The sequence below is a fragment of the Streptomyces minutiscleroticus genome, assembly GCF_014650875.1.
GTDB classification, from domain to species: Bacteria; Actinomycetota; Actinomycetes; order Streptomycetales; family Streptomycetaceae; genus Streptomyces; species Streptomyces minutiscleroticus.
The window spans coordinates 318,154-337,282 of record NZ_BMVU01000001.1 but is presented as its reverse complement, the minus strand read 5'-3'; the positions used below and the strand labels follow the sequence as shown (position 1 = coordinate 337,282).

Sequence of the window (19,129 nt, the reverse complement as noted above, 5' to 3'; positions counted from 1 at the left end):
ACGACAGGTACGCACCCCCGCACCAGGTACGCACCCCCGTAGCCGTCGACCGGAAGCGCCGACCCGTGGTCCCCGCCGCCGAGCTGTCCCCCGCCCGTCCGGCCCTCCCGCCGCGCGGGAGAGTCCCGCACCGGGTCCGCGCGTTCTGCCACCGGCACCGCGTCCCGCTGACGGCCGTCCTGGCCGCGCTGCCGGCGTACGCGGTGTGGTGGGTGTTCCTCGCCACCGGCGGCGGGGACCTCGCGGCGCAGGAGGCGTGGGCGGACTTCGCGGCCCGGCACGGCGGCTCGGCGTACGGCCTGTTCTGGTACGGCGGGACGCACACCGCCGACCAGGGCCTCGTGTCGCCGTACGTCACGGCCGTGCTCGGGGTCCGGACGGTCACGGTCGCGGCCGGTCTCGCGGCCTCCTGGCCGGCCGCGGTCCTGCTGGCGCGCGCCGTGCCGCGCCGCCCGCTGGGCCCCGCGCTGCTGGCGTCCCTCGGGCTGTGGTGCAACGCCGCCTCGGGGCGGACCGCCTTCGCGCTCGGGGCCGCGCTCGGCCTGGCCTCCTGCGTGCTGCTGGCACGCCGGCGCCGGCTGCCGCCCGCGGCGCTGTGCGCGGTGCTGGCGACGGCGGCGAGCCCGGTCGCCGGGTTGTTCCTCGCGGTCGCGGGCGCCGGGTACGGGCTCGCCCGCGACCGGCGGCGCGCCGCCGCGCTGCTGGTGCCGCCGGCCGCGGTCCTGGCGTTCACGGCGGTGCTGTTCCCGTCCCGCGGCGGGCAGGTGGTGCCGGCGGCCGCGCTGTGGGGGCCGGTGCTGTGCTGCGCGGCCGTGGTGGTGCTCGCGCCGCGCGAGTGGCGGGTGCCGCGCTGGGGCGCGGCGGTGTACGCGGCCTGCGCGGCGCTGACGTACCTGGTGCCCTCGCCGGTCGGCACGGACGTGGGGCGGCTCGCGGAGCTGTTCGCCCCGGCCGTGCTGCTGGCCGCGCTGGTGGCGGCGCCCGGCGGCCGGCACCGGCGGGTGGCGCTCGTGACGGCGCTGGTGTGCTCGGTGGCCTGGGTGGGCCGGGAGACGGCCGACGGCCTGGCGGTCTCCGTGCCGGTACCGGCCTGGGCCCGCGACACGCGGGGCGTGGTACGCGCGCTGGAGCGGCTGGGCGCGGACCGGACCCGGGTCGAGGTGGTGCCGGGCCGCGACCACCGCGAGGCCGCCGCGCTGGCCCCGTACGTGAACCTGGCGCGCGGCTGGGACCGGCGGCTGGACGTCGAGCGGGGCCGCCTCTTCTACGACGGGACGTTCTCGGCGGCGACGTACCGGGCGTGGCTGGACCGGTGGGCGGTCGGCCTCGTGGTGCTGCCCTCCGGGCGGCCCGACGCCTCCGCCCGGGCGGAGGCGCGGCTGGTGCGCGGCGGGCCCGACTGGCTGGAGCCGGTGTGGCGGGACGCGCACTGGCGGGTGTACCGGGTGCGCGGCGCGGAGCCGCTGGCGTCCTCCCCCGCCGCGGTGGTGCGGGCCACGGCCGCCGGGCTCGTGGTGCGGATGGACCGGCCCGGCTCGGTCACCGTGCGGATCGCGTACTCGCCGTGGCTGCGCGCCGGGGGCGGCGGCTGCCTGGGTCGGAGCGGCGAGTTCACCCGGCTGACGGTGCCCGGGCCGGGCGAGTACCGGATCAGCTCGGAGTACGGTCCTTCGCGGACCCGGGTCTGCCCGTGCTGACCCCGCCGTCCGGTGCGGCGCCGCCGTCCGTGCCGGCCCCGGCATGCGTGCCGGCCCCGCCGTCCGGTGCGGCCGCACCGCTCGGGGCGGGCCCGCCGCCCGGAGCGCTCCTGCCCTCCGGGACGGTCGCACCGGCCGCGGCGGTCGCACCGCCCCCGCCGACCGTCGCGACGGCCGGGCGGGGCGTGCGGGCGCGCGGGCCCTGGAGCAGGTGGGTCAGCCCGAAGCCCGCGCCGACGACGGCGGCGCCGCCCACGGCGTCGAGCACCCAGTGGTTGCCGGTCGCCACGATCGCCGACACGGTGAACAGCGGGTGCAGCAGTCCGAGGGCCTTCATCCACGCCTTCGGGGCGAGGATCGCGATCACCAGGCCGCACCACAGCGACCAGCCGAAGTGCAGCGAGGGCATGGCCGCGTACTGGTTGGTCAGCGCGGTGAGGGTGCCGTAGTCCGGCTTGGAGAAGTCCTGGACGCCGTGGACGGTGTCGATGACGCCGAGGTGCGGCATCAGGCGCGGCGGGGCCAGCGGGTAGAGCCAGAAGCCGACCAGGGCGAGCAGGGTGGCGAAGCCCAGCGCCGAGCGGGCCCAGCGGTACTCGGTGGGCCGGCGCGCGTACAGCACGCCGAGCACGGTCAGCGGCACGACGAAGTGGAACGACTCGTAGTAGAAGTCGAAGAAGTGGCGCAGCCAGCCGACGCCGACGACCGCGTGGTTGACGGTGTGCTCGATGTCGATGCCCAGGAACCGCTCCAGCGACAGGAGCTGGTCGCCGTGGTGCTCGGCGGTGGCCCGGGCGTCCGCGCTGCCCTCGTCGGCGGCGGCGAGCCGGACCTGCTGGTAGGCGGAGTAGCCGACGCGGATGAGGAGCAGTTCGAGGAGCAGGTTGGGGCGGGTGAGGACCCGGCGCAGGAACGGCGGCAGCGGCACGAGGCGCCGGCGGCCCGGCGCGGGCGGCGCGTACTCGGTGGGGACCGGGGCCGTGTAGTAGGGGGAGCTGCGGGCCAGGAAGGGGACGGCGCAGGCGGCGGCGAGCGCGGCCAGCAGCACCACGTTGTCGCGCAGCGGGTGGAGCACGGGCATGTTCGGCAGCATCATCGTGGCCGGCAGCGTCATCACGAGGACGACCGCGACCGGCCACACGTAGCGGTCGGACGCCCGTCTGCCGACCCGGCCGACCAGCGCGAACAGCACCCACAGCAGCTGGTGCCGCCAGGTGGTGGGCGAGACGGCGACGGCGACGCAGCCGGTGAGCGCGACGGCGAGCAGCAGCTGCCCGTCGCGCGCGTAGCGCACGGAGCGGCGCAGGCCCACGACGGCGACGGCCGCGGCGAGCAGCGCGTACAGGGCGATCTCCAGCGGGCCGGTGAGGCCGGACCGGAGCAGCGCGCCGTGCAGGGACTGGTTGGCGAGCCCGTCGGCCGGTCCGCCGAGGCCGACCCCGGCCAGGTGGTGCACCCAGTACGTCATGGAGTCGCGCGGCATCGCGGCCCAGGCGAGCGCGGTGCAGACGGCGAAGGTGGCGCCGGCGGACAGGGCGGCGCGGCGGCGGCCGGTGAACCACAGCAGCGGCGCGAAGAGCAGCACGGCCGGCTGGAGCGCGGCGGCGACGCCGATGAGCACGCCGCTCGCGCGCTCACCGCGCACGGTGAGGCAGCCGAGCAGGACGAGGAGCACCGGGATGATGCTGGTCTGGCCGAGGTGCAGCGTGTTGCGCACCGGCAGCGACAGCATCAGCAGGCTGATCGCGACCGGGGCGGCGAGCAGGGCCGTGCGCCGGGTCACCGGCTGCGGCAGGGCGCGCGCGGCGATCAGACCGATCGCGACGACCAGCAGCAGCGTGCCGAAGGTCCAGCCCCAGCCGAGGGCCTGCTCGGCGGCCCGGGTGAGCGGTTTGAGGACGAGTCCGCCGAAGGGGGTGCCGGTGAAGCGGGTCGAGTCGTACAGCGACCCGTTCACGTGCAGGACGCCTTCCGGCCCGACCCAGGTCTCCAGGTCCGTCAGGCGGTCGCCCCTGGGTGTGCCGAGGACGGCGGCGAGCTGCCGCACGGCCAGGACGGCGGCGATCAGCCAGAGGCCGGCGCGGACCGCGCTCAGCCGTGCCCGCGCCGGGTCGCCGGCCCCCGTCCCGAAGGCGTCACCCGGTCGTCCGGTGTGTTCCACGTTCGCCACGCGCCGTCGGCCCTCCCCGTTCCCGTCCCTCGTGTTTCCGCGGGTTCACCGCGTTGTCCGCTGTCCGAACCCTAAGAGGCTCGCACCACCCCCGCTGTGAGACGCGGGCAACCCCTGCTTCACCTGGCGTCCCCCTGGGTTTTGTCCGGTTGAAGATGCCCCGGGTGTGCGCGCGGTTCCACCCGAAGGGCGCGACATGAGTCACAACGGAGTGTGCACCTGTCGGTTTTCGCAGGTCACATCACCCCTGTTCGCGCGGCCTTTCGGCGCCCTGCGCCGCGACGCCGTCACGCAACGTGCTGACAACGATGTGCCTATGGTCGATTTTCGGCCCGCCGGCCTCGCGGTTTCCGCGCAGCGGGCCCGTCCGTGTTCCCGAAGAGAGGCAGGCGAGCGGATCTTGGCGACCGCAACCACCGTCGCACCCAGGACCGGGGCCCCCGACCGGCCCGACGTCACCGCCACCGACCCCGCGCTGGTCAGGCGCGCGGTGCGGGCGGCCGCCCTCGGCAACGCGATGGAGTGGTTCGACTTCGGCGTCTACAGCTACATCGCGGTGACCCTGGGCAAGGTCTTCTTCCCGTCCGGCGACGCCACCGCGCAGCTGCTGTCCACGTTCGGCGCCTTCGCCGCCGCCTTCCTGGTGCGCCCGCTCGGCGGCCTGGTCTTCGGCCCGCTCGGCGACCGCGTCGGCCGCCGGAGGGTCCTCGCCCTCACCATGATCATGATGGCGGCGGGCACCTTCGCGATCGGCCTGATCCCGTCGTACGCGTCGATCGGCGTCGGCGCCCCGCTGCTGCTGCTCGCGGCCCGCCTCGTGCAGGGCTTCTCGACCGGCGGCGAGTACGCGGGCGCCTCCACCTTCATCGCCGAGTACGCCCCCGACGAGCGGCGCGGCTTCTTCGGCAGCTGGCTGGAGTTCGGCACGCTGGCCGGCTACATCGGCGGCGCCGGCCTCGTCACCCTGCTCACCGCGCTGCTCTCCGAGGACGACCTGCTCTCCTGGGGCTGGCGCCTGCCGTTCCTGGTCGCGGGCCCGATGGGCCTGATCGGCCTGTACCTGCGGACGCGCCTGGAGGAGACCCCGGCGTTCGCGGCCGAGGCGGACAGGGCCGAGCGCGAGCGCCCGAAGGTGCCGCTGCGCGAGACGGTCGCGGGCCAGTGGCGGGCGCTGCTGCTCTGCGTCGGCCTGGTGCTGGTCTTCAACGTCACCGACTACATGCTCCTGTCGTACCTGCCGAGCTACCTGACCAGCGAGCTGAGGTACGACGAGACGCACGGGCTGCTGGTGGTGCTCGCCGTGATGGCGCTGATGATGGTCGTGCAGCCGTTCGCGGGCGCCCTCACCGACCGGGTCGGCCGCCGTCCGGTGATCGCGGCGGGCTGCCTGGGCTTCCTCGTCCTGTCCGTCCCGGCCCTGCTGCTGATCCGCCAGGGCAGCCTCCTCGCCGTCGCCCTCGGCACGGCCGCGCTCGGCCTGCTCCTGGTCTGCTTCACCTCGGCGATGCCCTCGGCGCTGCCCGCGCTGTTCCCGACCCGGGTCCGCTACGGCTCCCTGTCCATCGGCTTCAACGTCTCGGTGTCCCTCTTCGGCGGCACGACGCCCCTGGCCGTCACGGCCCTCATCGGCGCGACCGGGGACATGATGACGCCCGCGTACTACATGATGGCCGCCGCCGTGGTGGGCGGCGTGGCCGTCTGGTTCATGGCGGAGTCGGCGGGCCGCCCGCTGCCGGGGTCGGCACCCTCGGTGGAGCGCTGCCCGGCCGCGCACCGGGCACGCCCGAAGTCCCCGAATGCACTGGCCCCGGGTCCGCTCCGGGACTAGATTCGCGAGGGAAACTAGTTAGCGCCGCTAACTAGGCAGACGAAAGGCACGGTGCATGAGCGAGTCCGTCTGGAACGACGTGGACGACTACTTCACCACCCTCCTCGCCCTGTCCGACGACGTCCTGACCGCCGCGCTGCGCGACAGCGAGGCGGCGGGCCTGCCGTCCATCAACGTCACCCCCGCCCAGGGCAAGCTGCTCCAGCTCCTGGCGCAGATCCAGGGCGCGCGGCGGATCCTGGAGATCGGCACCCTCGGCGGCTACAGCACCATCTGGCTGGGCCGCGCCCTCCCGGCCGACGGCCGCCTGATCACGCTGGAGTACGACCCGGTCCACGCCGGCGTCGCGCGCGGCAACCTCGCCCGCGCCGGCCTGGACGGCATCGCGGAGGTCCGCGTGGGACCGGCCCTGGAGTCGCTGGCCGCCCTGGCGAAGGAGGAGCCGGACCCGTTCGACCTGGTCTTCATCGACGCCGACAAGGTGAACAACCCGCCGTACGTGGAGTGGGCGCTGCGGCTCACCCGCCCCGGCTCGCTGATCGTCCTGGACAACGTCGTGCGCGACGGCAGGGTCGTCGACCCGGCCGGCGAGGACCCGGCCGTGCGCGGCACCCGCGCGGCCCTCGAACTCGTCTCCGGCCACCCGAAGCTGACCGCGACGGCCCTGCAGACGGTGGGCGGCAAGGGCTACGACGGCTTCGCGCTGGCCCGCGTCCTGCCGTGACGGGACGCGGGACGCCCCGGCCTCCCGGAGGCCGGGGCGTCCCGGTCTCACACCTCGTGGAAGAAGCCCACGTTCACGCTGCGCGGTCCGGTGCGGTCCTGGATGACGAGTTCACCGGACGCGCCCCGGGGCAGCGGCAGGGTGCTCCCGTACGGCAGCAGCCGCACGTCCTCGCCGGTGAGGCCGATCCGCACCTCGGCGGACGGGTCGTCCTGCGAGCCGCGCAGCCACGTCACCTGCCACGTCCCCTCCGGGCCGCACAGGAACTCCAGGTGGACGCGGGAGACGAACAGCCAGTCGTCGGGCGTCGCGAGGCGGCACACGCTCGCGTCGCGGCCCACCCGCAGCACGGCTCCGGGATCGCTCGGCGCGTCGGCCATCAGCATGCCGGCCGTCGCCCCGGCGTCCGCCCCGGAGACCGAGGCCATGGTGAGTTCGAGCACGTGCGCTCCTTCGCAGTTCCCGCCGTTCGAACCGGCGCGCGCCGAGGGGCGGTTCGGGGCCGCCGGGCACGCGTCGCCGCCGCATGATAAATCGCCCGGGCGCGCACCGTCCGGCAGAATGGACCCATGACCGAGCGCAAACCCCCCGGGGTCGGCTTCGAGTCCTGGGTCGACCGTCAGATCCGCGAGGCGGAGCGGCGCGGCGACTTCGCCCGCCTGCCCGGCGCGGGCAAGCCCCTGCCGGGCGGCGCCGACACCGCGTACGACGAGATGTGGTGGGTCAAGCGGAAGACGGCCCGCGAGGGGCTGTCCGTCCTGCCGCCCACGCTCGCGCTGCGCAAGAAGGCGGAGGACGCGCCGGCGGCCGCCCTGGCCGCGCCGTCCGAGCGGGCCGCCCGGAGGATCGTCGAGGACGTCAACGTCAAGATCCGCGACATGATGTTCAGGCCGCCGCCCGGCCCGCCGCTGGGCATGAAGCCGTACGACGTGGAGGCGGTGCTGCGCGACCGGCGCGAGCGCCGCGAAGGCCCCGGAAGCCGCGCGCGGGACGGCGGCGGGGCGGGCCCGGACTGAGACCGGACGGGTGCGGCGGGCCCCGGCCGCCGGTCCCGCCGACGCGACGGGGCTCCGGCCCGGAACGGTGACCGTTCCGGGCCGGAGCCCCGTCGCGCGCGCGGCGCGCGTCCCGCACGCCCGCACCCGGGCGTGATCACACCTCCGGGGGCGGAATCGCACCCCGGCCCGTGATCACACCTTCAGCAGGCGCTCCGCGAGTTCGCGGTAGTCCCGCAGGGCCAGCCGCAGCTGCTCGGTGTCGGTCTTCCCGTCGCCGGCGGCCTGCCAGGACGTGCGGAGGGACCGGCGGCGCCGGTCGACGGCGTCCGTGAAGCGGGCCGCGACCTCCTGCAGGACGTGGTCGGCCTCCTCCACCGAGGCCCGCGGCTCGTCCACGAAACCGGCGACGGCGTGGTGCAGTTGCCGCTCCAGCTCGTCGGTCTCCTCGCGCGCGATGACCGAACCGCCCGTCCCGGCACCGGTCCTGGTCCCCGTCCGGACACCGTCCTCGGCGCCCGTCGGGACACCGCCGTCGTGGCCGGAGCCGTGCGCCGCGGCGCTCTCCCGGACCCGCGAGACCGCGGCCTCGGCGGCTTCCGGGGCCACGCCCGTGCCCGTGCCGGCGCCCGTCTCCGGAGAGCCGTCCCGGTGGGCGCCGTGCGCGGTCCCGTCCGTCCGGGGGCCGGCGCCCGCGCCCCGGGCGGGACCGGACCCGGCGCCGGTCGCGGGCGTCGTACCGGCCGCGGACGTGGTGCCGCTCGTCCCGGCCGTGTCGTACGGCCGGTCGGCGGCACCGGTGGCGGCCACGCCGCCCTCGTACCCGGGCGCCGTCGCGCCGGCGGCCGGGGTCTGCCGCGGTATGCCGTGGGGCGCCGTGTCGCGGCCGGGACCGTCGGCGGGGTTCGTCCGCCCCTGCCCACCGGTTCCGGGACGGGACGTGCGCGCGTCCGGCGTGTTCTCCGTCATGCTCAACTCCCCTTCACGTGACGTCGGTTCAGAGCGCCGTCCCACGGGGCCCGGGAACGGCCGCGGTCCGGTGCGGCGGACTCGCGGCGGCCGGCGCCGTGCCCGGCGTGCTCGCGCCGCGCCGCGCCGTCGCCCCGGCGGTCCGGAGCCATCAGGTCCTCGAAGAGCGCGCGGGCCTCCACCATGGCCTCGCGCAGGTCCTCCGTGCCGGAGGGATCGGCGGCGCCGGTCGCGTCGGCGCGGGCCTCGGCCGCGGCGTCCATCGGCGGGTGGGCGACGCGGTGGACGCGGCGGTAGCCGTGGACGGTGCGCGCGTGGTGCACCGACAGCGCGGAGAGCTGGTCGGCGTAGCTCCCGCCCTCCGGGAAGCCGCGCGCGGCGGCCACCTCCCCGATCAGCCGGTCGGCCTCGACGACGGCCTCGCGCGGCGCGTCGACGAACCGCTCCTGCGCGGCCGTCCAGCGGGCCGCGAAGCGCTCGCGCTCGGCCGCCTCCAGTGGCCGCAGCTCCAGCGAGCCGTACGTCTTCACGCGCTCGGCGAGCTCTCGTTCGGCAGCTTTCGTGTCACCGTCGTGGTGGGCCACGGCCCGGTCGTACTCGGGCCCGAAACGCCGCTTCAGGCCCCGGCCGCCCTCGTGGGAGCGGGACCGCACGACGAGCATGGCCGCGACGGCGAGAACGACTGCCACGATCACGATCAAAAGAATGATCACGCCTGTGGACATGGATTCGGATGCCTTCCGGATTCTCGTCACCATGGGCCGTGCGGCCCAGAGTTTCACTGGTTCGGTGCACTTCGGGTTGCCCGCGAACCGCCCCTCAAACGGCACCGGTCGCGGGCGCCCCGCTACCGAACTCGCAAGCCGCGCACGGCGGTTGCACCCGGCGCGCGCAGAAGACCCCCGCTGCGCTCCCGCACACCGCCGCACCGTTTCCCGGGGCCCCGCACAAGTCCCGTGCGCATCGGCCGACTTCACGCGGCCCGCTCGCGGGCGGCCGTCCGAATCCACTTGCGGACGGCACGGTGCGCCCGCCGACAATGCCCGCCATGACGACCCGTACGACCAGGTCCTGGACCGTCGCCGCCGAGGCCCACGACTCCCCGGCCGCGACCGCGCTCTGGCGCGCGTACTACACCGAGGTGAGCGACCGCTGGTACCGGCTGCACGAGGGCCGCGCGACCGACCCCGCCGAGCTGGAGCGCGGGATCGCCGCCGAGTCCGGCGACGACCTCGCCCCGCCCGGCGGGGTGCTGCTCGTCGCGCGGTACGGGGGCGAGCCGGGCGGCACGGCGGGCGTCCGGCTGCGGACCGGCGGCACGGGCCGCGTCGAGGGGGAGCTGAAGCGGGTCTTCGTCCGCGAGGAGCTGCGCGGCCGGGGCGGCGGGGCGGCCCTCCTCGCGGCGGCCGAGGAGGCCGCGCGCGCTCTCGGCGCCGTCCGGCTGGTCCTCGACACCCGTCACGACCTGGTGGAGGCCCGCGCCCTGTACGCCCGCCACGGCTACGTGGAGACGGAACCGCACAACGACGACGTGTACGCGGAGCACTGGTTCGCCAAGGACCTGTGACCACCGGCCCGAGACCCCGTGACCGGCCGGCTCCAGGACCCCGTGGCCGCCGGCAGTCCCTCCCCTTCCGGCTTCTCCGCCTTCCGGCTCGCCCGGCCCTTTCCCACTCCTCCCCTTCCCTCCCCTCCCCTTCCCGTTCCCCGCCCCTCACGCGCCGCCGGGGCGCGTCACGCCGCCCTGCTGTGCCGCCTCGCCCCGGAGCGCTCGTGGGGCCGCTCCGCGTCGCAGCCGCACAGCTGCGCGTTGAGCTCCCCGACCAGTTCGGACAGCTCGGCGGGCCGGTCCGGGGCCCACCAGTCGCCGAGCAGCCCGGCCAGCGACTCCTCGCGCGCCCGGGCGAGCCGGTCCGCCGCCTCGCTCCCCCGCTCCGTCAGGACGAGGCCGAGCCCCTCGCGCCGGGCCAGCCCCCGCTCCTCGGCCTGCCGGACCGCCGCCATGATCACGTCCAGCGGCACGCGGCCGCGCTCGGCGAGGAAGGCCGGCTCCTCGCGGCCGCAGCGCCGGGTCCGCAGCAGCAGCCAGCTCGCCGCGGGCAGCAGGTCGTACCCGGCCCGCGCGGTGATGTCCTCGTAGACCCTCCGGCGCCCCTCCCGCGAGCCGAGCACGGACAGCACCCGGGACACCTCGTCGTACGAGGACCGGTCCACCGGTCCGGCGGGCAGCGCCTCCCCGACGTCGGGCGCCCGGACCGCGCCGCGCAGCCGGTCCTCGCGCAGGAACCAGGCCAGCAGGAAGCCGAGCAGCGCGACCGGGGCGGCGTACAGGAAGACGTCGGTGATCGCGGAGGAGTACGCGTGCAGGGCGGGCGGCCGCAGGAACGGCGGCAGCAGGGCGATGCCGCGCGGGTCCGTCTCCAGCGTGCCGGCCGTGACGCCGCCGGGCAGCGCGCGGCCGCCGAACGCGCCGCGCAGCTCGTCGCCGAGGCGGTTCGCGAAGACCGTCCCGAAGACGGCGACGCCGAACGAGGCGCCGATGGACCGGAAGAAGGTCACCCCGGAGGTGGCGACGCCGAGGTCCTCGTAGGAGACGGCGTTCTGCACGACGAGCACGAGCACCTGCATGACCAGTCCGAGTCCGACGCCGAAGACGAAGAAGTACGCGCTCATCAGGGCCGTCGAGCTGCCCTCGTCGAGCCGGTGCAGCAGGAGCAGGCCGACCGTGGTGACGGCCGTGCCCGCGATCGGGAACGCCTTCCAGCGGCCGGTCCGGCTGACGATCTGCCCGGAGCCGGTCGAGGCGAGCAGCAGGCCGAGCACCATCGGCAGCATGTGCACCCCGGACATGGTCGGCGAGACCCCGTGGACGACCTGGAGGAACGTCGGCAGGTACGTCATCGCCCCGAACATCGCGAAGCCCACGACGAAGCCGATGACCGCGGCCAGGACGAAGGTCCGGATCCGGAACAGCTTCGGCGGCAGCACGGGCTCGGCCGCCCGCCGCTCCACCGCCGCGAAGGCCGCCGCGAGGACGGCGCCGAGCACCGCGAGCCCGATCACCTGCGGCGAGCCCCAGGCCCAGGTGGTGCCGCCGAGGGAGGCGACGAGCACCAGGCAGGTGGCGACGGCCGCGATCAGGAGCGTCCCGAGGTAGTCGATGGTGTGCCGGCGGGCGCGGGCCGGGATGCGCAGGGCGACGGCCACGACGACGAGCGCGACGGCGCCCAGGGGGAGGTTGACGTAGAAGACCCAGCGCCAGCTCAGGTGCTCCGTGAACAGCCCGCCCAGCAGCGGCCCGAGCACGCTGGCCGCACCGAAGGCGGCCCCGAACAGCCCCTGGTAGCGGCCTCGCTCGCGCGGCGGGACCAGGTCGCCGACGATCGCCATGGACAGCACGATGAGCCCGCCGCCGCCCAGCCCCTGCACCGCCCGGAAGGCGATGAGCTCCGGCATGTTCCGCGCGGCCCCGCAGAGCGCCGACCCGATCAGGAAGAGCACGATCGCGGCCTGGAAGAGCCGCTTGCGCCCGTACTGGTCGCCGAGCTTGCCCCACAGCGGGGTGACCGCCGTCGAGGCGAGCAGGTACGCGGTGACGACCCAGGAAAGGTGGTCCAGGCCGCCCAGCTCGCTGACGACGGTCGGCAGCGCGGTCGCCACGATCGTCTGGTCCAGGGCGGCCAGCAGCAGGCCGAGGAGCAGGGCGCCGATGGGGACGAGGACACCCGGCGCGCGTTCGGGGACGGCGCCCGGGGCCGTCCGCCGCGAGCGCGGGACGTGCGAGCCGCGGGCCTCCCGCGTCGGCGGGCCGTGGGTCCGCCGTACCGGTGAACCGTGCGCTTCGTGCGCCATGGCGACCTCCCGTGCCGCGGACGACTTGGGCCCCCTCTCCATCCTGGCCGGTGTGACCGCTTATGGCCTGTTGAATCCTGCGCGTGATCGACGAATCAGGGGGTTGGCGGGAGATTCCGTGGAGGATGTCTGCATAATCGCTGCAGTTCGCTGGGGAGGGGATCCACGCGTGAGCGGCGAGAGCGGGCACGTATGCCCGGAATGCGGCGCGGCCAGGGGGCCGGCCGGCACACCCACCTGTCCCTGCGCGCGACGCGTCGCCGACGCGCTGAGAGACGCCCGCACGGCCGAGGCCGCCGCGGCCGAGGACTTCGACCCGCTCCGCATCCGGCCGTACGTCGCCCTGGACACGGCCTCCGGCCGGCAGGACGGGGAGGGCACGGGGACACCCGGAGGGGCCGGAAGGGCCGGGGCCGAGGCGGGGAACGCGGCCCGGACCGGGGCCGCGACCGGGCCAGGGACCGGGGCCGCCGACGGAGCGGTTCCAGAGGCCGGAGCGGAAGCCGGACCCGGAACCGGTGAGGCATCGGGTACGGCCGACCGCTCCCGCGGACCGGCCGCCACCGCAGCCGCCCCGAAGGACACCGCGGCCACCGCGAACAGCCCCACCGGCCCCACCGGCGGCGCGGCCACCGCGGCGGGCCCGCAGGGCGACGCGGCCGCCGCAGCCGGAGCCACGGCCGGGGCCGCCGCCGCGCGGCAGCACGGGACCGGAGCCCCCGGCGGCACCCCGCCCGCCGCCGATCACCCCACCATGGCCCTGCCCGCCCTGCGGCCGGCCTCCGAGCCCACGGCCGCGCAGGCGGACGCACGGGCGGGCGCGGCTGCGGCCGCGAATACGATCGGGACTGCGGCTGCGGCTGCTGCAGCGGCCGAGCAGCCGCCCGTGGCCACACCCGCCCCCACGGCCCCCACCCCCGCGAACGCCTCCGCACCGGCAGCCCCGGACCCGAGATCGGAACCGGGACCGGGACCGGACCTGGGATCGGGACCGGCATCCGGGCCGGACCCGGCGAGAACGGCGGCGGAGCCGGTGCCCGGCACACCTGCGGCGGCGCAGGCCCCCGGCGCGGCGCCGGCCGCCGCCGGCGCGCTCACCGCTCCCCTGGCCCCGGCGGCCGCCCCGCCGAACGCCTCCGACGTCCGCCTCTTCGAGGTCGCCGAACCGGTCACGGTCCCGTCCTTCGCCCCGTCGGCGGGGGACCGCGGGGAACACACCGGGCGCAGGGGCCGCGGGCGGCGGTTCGCGCTGGCCGGGGCGGGGGCCGCCGTCGTCGTGGCCGCCGCGGCCGGCTTCGCGGGCGGCCTGCTCTCCTACGAGGGGCCGACGCGCGACAGCGCCTATCCGGACGACATCCGCGCGAGCGTGCCGGACGCGGCCGCCACCACCTCGGCCGCCGCCCCGACGGCCGCCGAGTCCTCCGCGCCGCCGACGTCCGCGTCGGCGTCCGCGAGCGCGAGCGCCGACCCGACGCCCACGGAGACGGCGTCCGCCGAGGCGTCGCCGACCTCCTCGGCCACCCCGTCCCGCGCCGCGTCGAGCGCCCCCGCCGACGACCGGGCGGAACCCTCCGCCACCCCGTCGACCGTGGTGGCGGTCCAGGTCCTCCGGCGCGGCGACCAGGGCCCCGAGGTGGCCGAGCTGCAGCAGCGGCTGCGGCAGGTGTGGCTCTACCACGGCGACGCGAACGGCCGCTACAGCGACCGGGTCGCCGACGCCGTACGCGATTACCAGTGGTCGCGCGGTATCAGGGGCGACGAGGCGGGGGTGTACGGCGAGGAGACCCGCCGGCGCCTGGAGGCGGAGACGAGGGAGCCCTGAGGCGGCCAGGGAGCCCTGAGGCGGCCAGGGAGCCCTGAGGCGGTCAGGGAGCCCTGAGGCGGCCGGGACGTGCGGGGAGCACGGCCCGGCGCGGTCCCGGCACCCGGCGCGGCCCGCCGCGCGGGAGCCGTGAGCCCACCGCGCGGCTCCCGCCCCGCCCTGTGCGGCAACGGCTGCCGCTACTGCTCCACGTGCAGGCGGATCGTGCCGTCCCCGGCTGCCTCGACCCGTACCCGCGTGAGGTCCTCGACCAGGACGTCGGGACGGTGGAGACCGGCCCGCGGGCCGACGCCGACGACGCGCATCCCCGCGGCGCGCCCGGCCGCGATGCCCGCGCCGGAGTCCTCGAAGACGATGCAGTCCTCGGCGGCGACGCCCAGTTCGGCGGCCCCCTTCAGGAAGCCCTCGGGGTCCGGCTTGCTCGCGCCCACGGACTCGGCGGTCATGCGCACGTCCGGCAGCGGCAGGCCCGCCGCCGCCATCCGCGCCGTGGACAGCGGCACGTCGGCCGAGGTCACCAGCGCGTGCGGCAGCCCGGACCCCCGCAGGGAGGCGAGGAACTCCGGGGCGCCGGGGATCGCCACGACGCCGTCCATGTCGGCGGTCTCCTCGGCCAGCATGCGCGCGTTGTCGGCGTGGTTCTGCTCCATCGGCCGGTCCGGCAGCAGGACCGCCATCGACGCGTACCCCTGCCGCCCGTGGACGACCTTCATGACCTCGTCCCCGTCCAGCCCGTGCCGGTCGGCCCAGCGGCGCCAGATGCGCTCCACCACGGCGTCCGAGTTCACGAGGGTGCCGTCCATGTCGAGGAGGAGGGCGCGGGCGGTCAGAACGGTCGTGGCCGGCATCGGCATGCTCCCAGGGCGGAGAAGGTGGCCGGGCGGCTGGCCCGGGGACAAGGCGGCCCCGCCCGCCGGTCAGGGAGTGCGGGCGGGAGCCACTTTGTTTCCCTACGGTACAAAACAAACCCGCGATGACGCCACCGCCCCCGTCGAGCGGCCGCCGAACGGCACGCGAACGGCGCGGGAACACCCCGCCATCCCGAGGGCCCACCCGCCGGCACCCCTTCCCGGACGCCGCCCGCACGCGCATTCCCCTACATCCGCCGAACCGGCCACGAGTCCCCGACCGCCGATCACCGGCCACCGGCCACCACCGCCGCCCGTCAGCCACCAGCCCCCGACCGCCCCGGACACCACACAAACCCACCCCGACCACCCCACCCCGGTGACCACATGGGTGAAACCTTTCCGCGCACTCTTGTCCTGTCATGGACGCGTCACTAACTTCTCACCTGACGCACACCCCCCGGAAATACGGCGCCGCGACCCTTCACTCGCTCGCACCGCCAACGTCCCCACACCCCAAGGGAGTTCGCATGCCCAGGTTCTACGCGCGTCGACGACTCAGCGTACTCGCCGGACTCACCGGAACGGCAGCCCTCGCCGGACTCTTCACCGGCCCGTCCGCCTCCGCCGCCCTCCCCACCCCCGTGAGCGCGGCCACCGCGCGCACGTACCTGGCGTCGCTCACCGTGGCCACCGAGAACCGCACCGGCTACGACCGCGACCTGTTCCCGCACTGGATCACCATCAGCGGTGCCTGCAACACCCGCGAGACGGTCCTCAAGCGCGACGGCTCCAACGTCGTCACCGACTCGGCCTGCGCCTCCACGAGCGGCAGCTGGTACTCGGTGTACGACGGCGCCACCTGGACCGCCGCGTCCGACCTCGACATCGACCACGTCGTCCCGCTCGCGGAGGCGTGGGACTCCGGCGCGAGCAAGTGGACCACCGCGCAGCGTCAGGCGTTCGCCAACGACCTCACCCGCCCGCAGCTCATCGCGGTCACGGACAACGTGAACCAGGCGAAGGGCGACCAGGACCCGGCCGAGTGGATGCCGTCGCGCACCGCCTACGCCTGCACCTACGTCCGCGCCTGGGTCCAGGTGAAGTACTACTACAAGCTGTCGGTGGACTCGGCCGAGAAGTCCAAGCTGACCTCGGTGCTCAACGGCTGCTGACACCCTCCGCCGGTGACACCGGGCGACCGGGGGCCGCCGGCCGGCGACGGCGGCCTCCCGGCCCGCACTGCCACGGGAGACCGCTCCCGCCCGGTCCGCGGGAATCCGCACCCCGGGCCCCTTCCTTACGTACCGTACGTGCGAAAGAGAGGGTGATCTCATGGCGGAGCTGCGGCTGGGGCCGCTCCTGAGGTACGTCGACGGCTCGTCCGCGACCGTGTGGGTCGAGGCGGGCCGTCCGTGCACCGCCGAGGTGCGCTGTGCGGACGGCGCCCGCGGCGAGGCCCGCACCTTCCAGGTCTGCGGGCACCACTACGCCCTGGTACCGGTCACCGGCCTGACACCGGGCACGTCGACCGCGTACGAGGTCCTGCTGGACGGGGAGACGGTGTGGCCGCTGCCCGACTCGCCCTTCCCGCCCTCCGCCGTCCGGACGCCCGCCGGCGACGGCGCGGACGTCCGGGTCGCGTTCGGCTCCTGCCGGTGGGCCGCGCCGCCCGCCGACGGCCACGACCCCGTGGGCCCGGACGCCCTGGACACGCTGGCCGGCCGCATCGCCGCGGACCCGGACGGCGAACGCCCGGACGTCCTGCTCCTGCTGGGCGACCAGGTCTACGCCGACGAGACCTCGGAGGACGTCCAGCGCTGGCTCGCCGGCCGCCGCGACCTCTCCGAGCCGCCGGGCGAGCAGGTCGCGGACTACGAGGAGTACACCCGGCTGTACCACGAGTCGTGGCTGGACCCCGAGGTCCGCTGGCTGCTGTCCACCGTGCCGACCTGCATGATCTTCGACGACCACGACGTCATGGACGACTGGAACACCAGCGGCGCCTGGGTGGAGGACATGCGGGCCACCCCGTGGTGGCGCGAGCGCGTGCTCAGCGGCCTCATGTCGTACTGGGTCCACCAGCACCTGGGCAACCTCTCCCCCGCGGACCTCGCGGACGACCCCGCGTACGCGAAGGTGCTCGCGGCATCCGACGGCGACGCCACGGACGTCCTGCGGGAGTTCGCGTCGCGGGCCGACACCGACCCCGCCTCGGTGCGCTGGAGCTACCGGCGCGACTTCGGCCGCGTACGGCTGCTCATGGTGGACAACCGGGCGGCTCGCGTCCTGGACGAGCAAAGGCGCTCGATGCTCGACCCCGGCGAGGCGGAGTGGCTGCGCGCGCAGGCGCTGGCGGACCGTTCCTCCTACGACCACCTGCTGATCGGCGCCTCCCTGCCCTGGCTGCTGCCCCACCTGATCCACGACGCCGAGGCGTGGGACGCGGCGCTGTGCCGTGGTGAGCGGGGCGCGCGCTGGGCCGGTTTCGGCGAGAAGCTGCGGCGGGCCGCCGACCTGGAGCACTGGGCGGCGTTCCCGGAGTCGTTCGCCGGGCTGGCCGACCTGATCGCCGAGGCGGGCAGCGGCCCGGAGGCGCCGGCGACCGTGTGCGTGCTCTCCGGGGACGTGCACCACGCCTACGTGGCGGAGGCCACCTGGCCCGGGGACGCGGCGGACGGAACGGCCGCGGACGCGGTCGGCACGGCCCCCGCGACCGACGGAGCGAGGGGCGCGGCGACCGCCGCGGACGTGGCGAGCGTGGTGAACGCGGCGGACACGGCAGGCGCTTCGCAGGCGGCGAGAGCGCCGGGGGCGGGCGGCCCCTCCGCCCGCGTGCTGCAGCTGACCTGCTCCCCCGTGCACAACTCCGTTCCGCTGTCGATGCGGTTCGGGTTCCGCTTCGGCTGGAGCGCCGTCGGCCGCGCGCTCGGCCGCCGCATCGCCCGGCACGGCCGCTGCGCCCCGCCGCCGGTGCGCTGGCGCAAGACGGGCGGGCCCTGGTTCGGCAACCAGCTGATGACGCTGACGCTGCGCGGCCGCGCGGCGGAACTGCGGCTGGAACAGGCCCGCGCCACGCGCGACGGGACGACCCGGCTGGAGACGGTCATGCGGACCGGGCTGTCGGCCTGAGACGGGAGGGCGGGAACGTCACACCAGGAGCGCGAGGACGTCCCCGCCCTGATCGCCCGTTAAAACTGTGTGACGGAACGTGACCTATTGAATGACATGCGCTAGTCAATGGCGGATTTCGGCCGCATCGGCCGACGTATCAACACCGCAGCTCAGAGCCGCCATTGAGGTCGCGCTGAGAGGAATCCGGACTCCAGGGGCTGGGGTGGAACCCGGGGCGGAAGCGGAACGTTGGCTAAATGTTGAAGTTGCAAGCATGTTTTAGGCTCGCCTAACCTGGCCGCCCGCTCGGTTGTCCCCGACCGGCCCCGCGCGGGCCGAGACCGAAGGAGTTCCCCCACATGACCGGACGCCTCAACAGCGCCCAGCCGTACGCCATCGGCCTGTTCCGCATCGTTGTCGGACTGCTCTTCACCTGCCACGGCGCCGCCCTGCTCTTCGGCGTCCTGGGCGGTCAGAAGGTCGCGGCCGGCACCTGGCCCAGCTGGTACGCGGGCGTGATCGAACTCGTCGGCGGCGCCCTGGTGCTGGTCGGCCTCGCCACCCGCGCCGCGGCGTTCGTCTCGTCCGGCTCGATGGCCTACGCGTACTTCAAGGTCCACCAGCCCGAGGCCCTGTGGCCGATGGAGAACGGCGGCGAGGCCTCCGCGATGTTCTGCTGGGCCCTGCTGCTGCTCGTGTTCACCGGCTCGGGCGCGTTCGGCCTCGACCAGCTGTTCGCGAAGAACCGTTCGTCCACGGTCCAGGAGCGCTCCTCGGAGCCCGTGGCGGCCTGACCCCGGCCCCGCGCCCCCTTTCGCACGGCGCCCGCACCCGCACACCGGGGGCGGGCGCCGCCGCATGTGCAGGACACCGCGGAGGGCGCGCGAGGAGCGCACAGGCGAAGAGCGCCCGCGCGACGGAAAGCGGGACTCCCCGCGAAGAGGACAGAGGCCGAAGGACAGAAGCCGAAAGGCGGAAGCCGGAAGGCGGAAGCCGGAGGACACCAGGACCCTCCTGTGAAGAGAACCGCGGAGTGAATGAGACATGGCGAACACACGATCCCCCTGCGAACCTTCCGCACCTCCCGACGCGTACGCTGTATGGCTGTCA

At 75.5% G+C, this 19,129-nt stretch carries 15 protein-coding genes; 9 read left to right on the top strand and 6 right to left on the bottom strand.

The window, feature by feature from the left end; all coding sequences use genetic code 11:
* Window positions 1-65: 65 nt before the first annotated feature.
* A complete protein-coding gene (locus tag IE271_RS01340; RefSeq protein ID WP_373308681.1) occupies window positions 66-1,697 on the top strand; it encodes a DUF8823 domain-containing protein in 1,632 nt (543 codons plus the stop codon).
* Here the strand turns inward: IE271_RS01340 and IE271_RS01335 are convergent.
* Complete coding sequence (locus IE271_RS01335) at window positions 1,651-3,867, bottom strand: bifunctional glycosyltransferase 87/phosphatase PAP2 family protein (RefSeq protein ID WP_190188214.1); 2,217 nt, start codon at window positions 3,865-3,867, stop codon at window positions 1,651-1,653. The genes IE271_RS01340 and IE271_RS01335 overlap by 47 nt on opposite strands.
* Before the next feature lie 400 nt (window positions 3,868-4,267).
* Here IE271_RS01335 and proP point away from each other — a divergent pair, with 400 nt between their 5' ends.
* Together proP and IE271_RS01325 are read left to right on the top strand one after the other, a co-directional pair.
* Window positions 4,268-5,695: a glycine betaine/L-proline transporter ProP gene (gene proP, locus IE271_RS01330; RefSeq protein ID WP_190188213.1), complete on the top strand. Its 1,428-nt coding sequence runs from the start codon at window positions 4,268-4,270 to the stop codon at window positions 5,693-5,695.
* 55 nt (window positions 5,696-5,750) lie between these two features.
* A complete protein-coding gene (locus IE271_RS01325; RefSeq protein WP_190188212.1) occupies window positions 5,751-6,419 on the top strand; it encodes an O-methyltransferase in 669 nt (222 codons plus the stop codon).
* A gap of 47 nt (window positions 6,420-6,466) precedes the next feature.
* Here the strand turns inward: IE271_RS01325 and IE271_RS01320 are convergent, their stop codons facing one another.
* The gene (locus IE271_RS01320) at window positions 6,467-6,862 is read right to left on the bottom strand and encodes a hypothetical protein (protein ID WP_190188211.1); all 396 of its coding nucleotides are present in this window, start codon (window positions 6,860-6,862) and stop codon (window positions 6,467-6,469) included.
* A gap of 126 nt (window positions 6,863-6,988) precedes the next feature.
* On the opposite strand from IE271_RS01320, the gene IE271_RS01315 reads away from it, so the two are divergent.
* Window positions 6,989-7,435, top strand: a complete 447-nt coding sequence (locus IE271_RS01315) for a DnaJ family domain-containing protein (RefSeq protein WP_190188210.1) — start codon at window positions 6,989-6,991, stop codon at window positions 7,433-7,435.
* Window positions 7,436-7,609: 174 nt separating this feature from the next.
* Here IE271_RS01315 and IE271_RS01310 read toward each other — a convergent pair whose 3' ends face one another.
* Both IE271_RS01310 and IE271_RS01305 read right to left on the bottom strand, forming a co-directional pair.
* Complete coding sequence (locus IE271_RS01310; protein ID WP_190188209.1) at window positions 7,610-8,383, bottom strand: hypothetical protein; 774 nt, start codon at window positions 8,381-8,383, stop codon at window positions 7,610-7,612.
* Between the two features lie 2 nt (window positions 8,384-8,385).
* The gene (locus tag IE271_RS01305) at window positions 8,386-9,108 is read right to left on the bottom strand and encodes a hypothetical protein (RefSeq protein ID WP_190188208.1); all 723 of its coding nucleotides are present in this window, start codon (window positions 9,106-9,108) and stop codon (window positions 8,386-8,388) included.
* Window positions 9,109-9,431: 323 nt separating this feature from the next.
* Here IE271_RS01305 and IE271_RS01300 point away from each other — a divergent pair, with 323 nt between their 5' ends.
* Window positions 9,432-9,950 (top strand): GNAT family N-acetyltransferase, encoded by a 519-nt coding sequence (locus IE271_RS01300; RefSeq protein WP_190188207.1) that lies wholly within the window; start codon window positions 9,432-9,434, stop codon window positions 9,948-9,950.
* A gap of 167 nt (window positions 9,951-10,117) precedes the next feature.
* Here IE271_RS01300 and IE271_RS01295 read toward each other — a convergent pair whose 3' ends face one another.
* Complete coding sequence (locus tag IE271_RS01295) at window positions 10,118-12,235, bottom strand: MDR family MFS transporter (protein WP_190188206.1); 2,118 nt, start codon at window positions 12,233-12,235, stop codon at window positions 10,118-10,120.
* Window positions 12,236-13,268: 1,033 nt separating this feature from the next.
* Here IE271_RS01295 and IE271_RS43230 point away from each other — a divergent pair.
* Window positions 13,269-14,057 (top strand): peptidoglycan-binding domain-containing protein, encoded by a 789-nt coding sequence (locus IE271_RS43230; protein ID WP_190188205.1) that lies wholly within the window; start codon window positions 13,269-13,271, stop codon window positions 14,055-14,057.
* Between the two features lie 179 nt (window positions 14,058-14,236).
* Here IE271_RS43230 and IE271_RS01285 read toward each other — a convergent pair whose 3' ends face one another.
* Window positions 14,237-14,911, bottom strand: coding sequence for an HAD-IA family hydrolase (locus tag IE271_RS01285; RefSeq protein WP_190188204.1), 675 nt, complete (start codon window positions 14,909-14,911; stop codon window positions 14,237-14,239).
* A gap of 524 nt (window positions 14,912-15,435) precedes the next feature.
* Here IE271_RS01285 and IE271_RS01280 point away from each other — a divergent pair.
* The 3 genes from IE271_RS01280 (at window position 15,436) to IE271_RS01270 (ending at window position 18,813) form a co-directional block, all read left to right on the top strand.
* A complete protein-coding gene (locus IE271_RS01280) occupies window positions 15,436-16,080 on the top strand; it encodes an HNH endonuclease family protein (RefSeq protein ID WP_190188203.1) in 645 nt (214 codons plus the stop codon).
* A 160-nt stretch (window positions 16,081-16,240) separates the two neighbouring features.
* Window positions 16,241-18,037 carry an alkaline phosphatase D family protein gene (locus IE271_RS01275; RefSeq protein WP_190188202.1) on the top strand — a complete coding sequence of 599 codons (1,797 nt, stop codon included), beginning with the start codon at window positions 16,241-16,243 and terminating at the stop codon, window positions 18,035-18,037.
* Window positions 18,038-18,378: 341 nt separating this feature from the next.
* Window positions 18,379-18,813: a DoxX family protein gene (locus tag IE271_RS01270; protein ID WP_190188201.1), complete on the top strand. Its 435-nt coding sequence runs from the start codon at window positions 18,379-18,381 to the stop codon at window positions 18,811-18,813.
* The last annotated feature ends 316 nt before the right edge of the window (window positions 18,814-19,129 follow it).

Excerpts from the sequence above, each read along its gene's own strand:
- IE271_RS01300 (WP_190188207.1), top strand. The coding sequence starts at position 9,432 with ATGACGACCCGTACGACCAGGTCCTGGACCGTCGCCGCCGAGGCCCAC.
- IE271_RS01305 (WP_190188208.1), bottom strand. The coding sequence starts at position 9,108 with ATGTCCACAGGCGTGATCATTCTTTTGATCGTGATCGTGGCAGTCGTT.
- IE271_RS01270 (WP_190188201.1), top strand. The coding sequence starts at position 18,379 with ATGACCGGACGCCTCAACAGCGCCCAGCCGTACGCCATCGGCCTGTTC.
- IE271_RS01285 (WP_190188204.1), bottom strand. The coding sequence starts at position 14,911 with ATGCCGATGCCGGCCACGACCGTTCTGACCGCCCGCGCCCTCCTCCTC.
- IE271_RS01315 (WP_190188210.1), top strand. The coding sequence starts at position 6,989 with ATGACCGAGCGCAAACCCCCCGGGGTCGGCTTCGAGTCCTGGGTCGAC.
- IE271_RS01280 (WP_190188203.1), top strand. The coding sequence starts at position 15,436 with ATGCCCAGGTTCTACGCGCGTCGACGACTCAGCGTACTCGCCGGACTC.
- IE271_RS01325 (WP_190188212.1), top strand. The coding sequence starts at position 5,751 with ATGAGCGAGTCCGTCTGGAACGACGTGGACGACTACTTCACCACCCTC.
- IE271_RS01295 (WP_190188206.1), bottom strand. The coding sequence starts at position 12,235 with ATGGCGCACGAAGCGCACGGTTCACCGGTACGGCGGACCCACGGCCCG.
- IE271_RS01275 (WP_190188202.1), top strand. The coding sequence starts at position 16,241 with ATGGCGGAGCTGCGGCTGGGGCCGCTCCTGAGGTACGTCGACGGCTCG.
- IE271_RS01310 (WP_190188209.1), bottom strand. The coding sequence starts at position 8,383 with ATGACGGAGAACACGCCGGACGCGCGCACGTCCCGTCCCGGAACCGGT.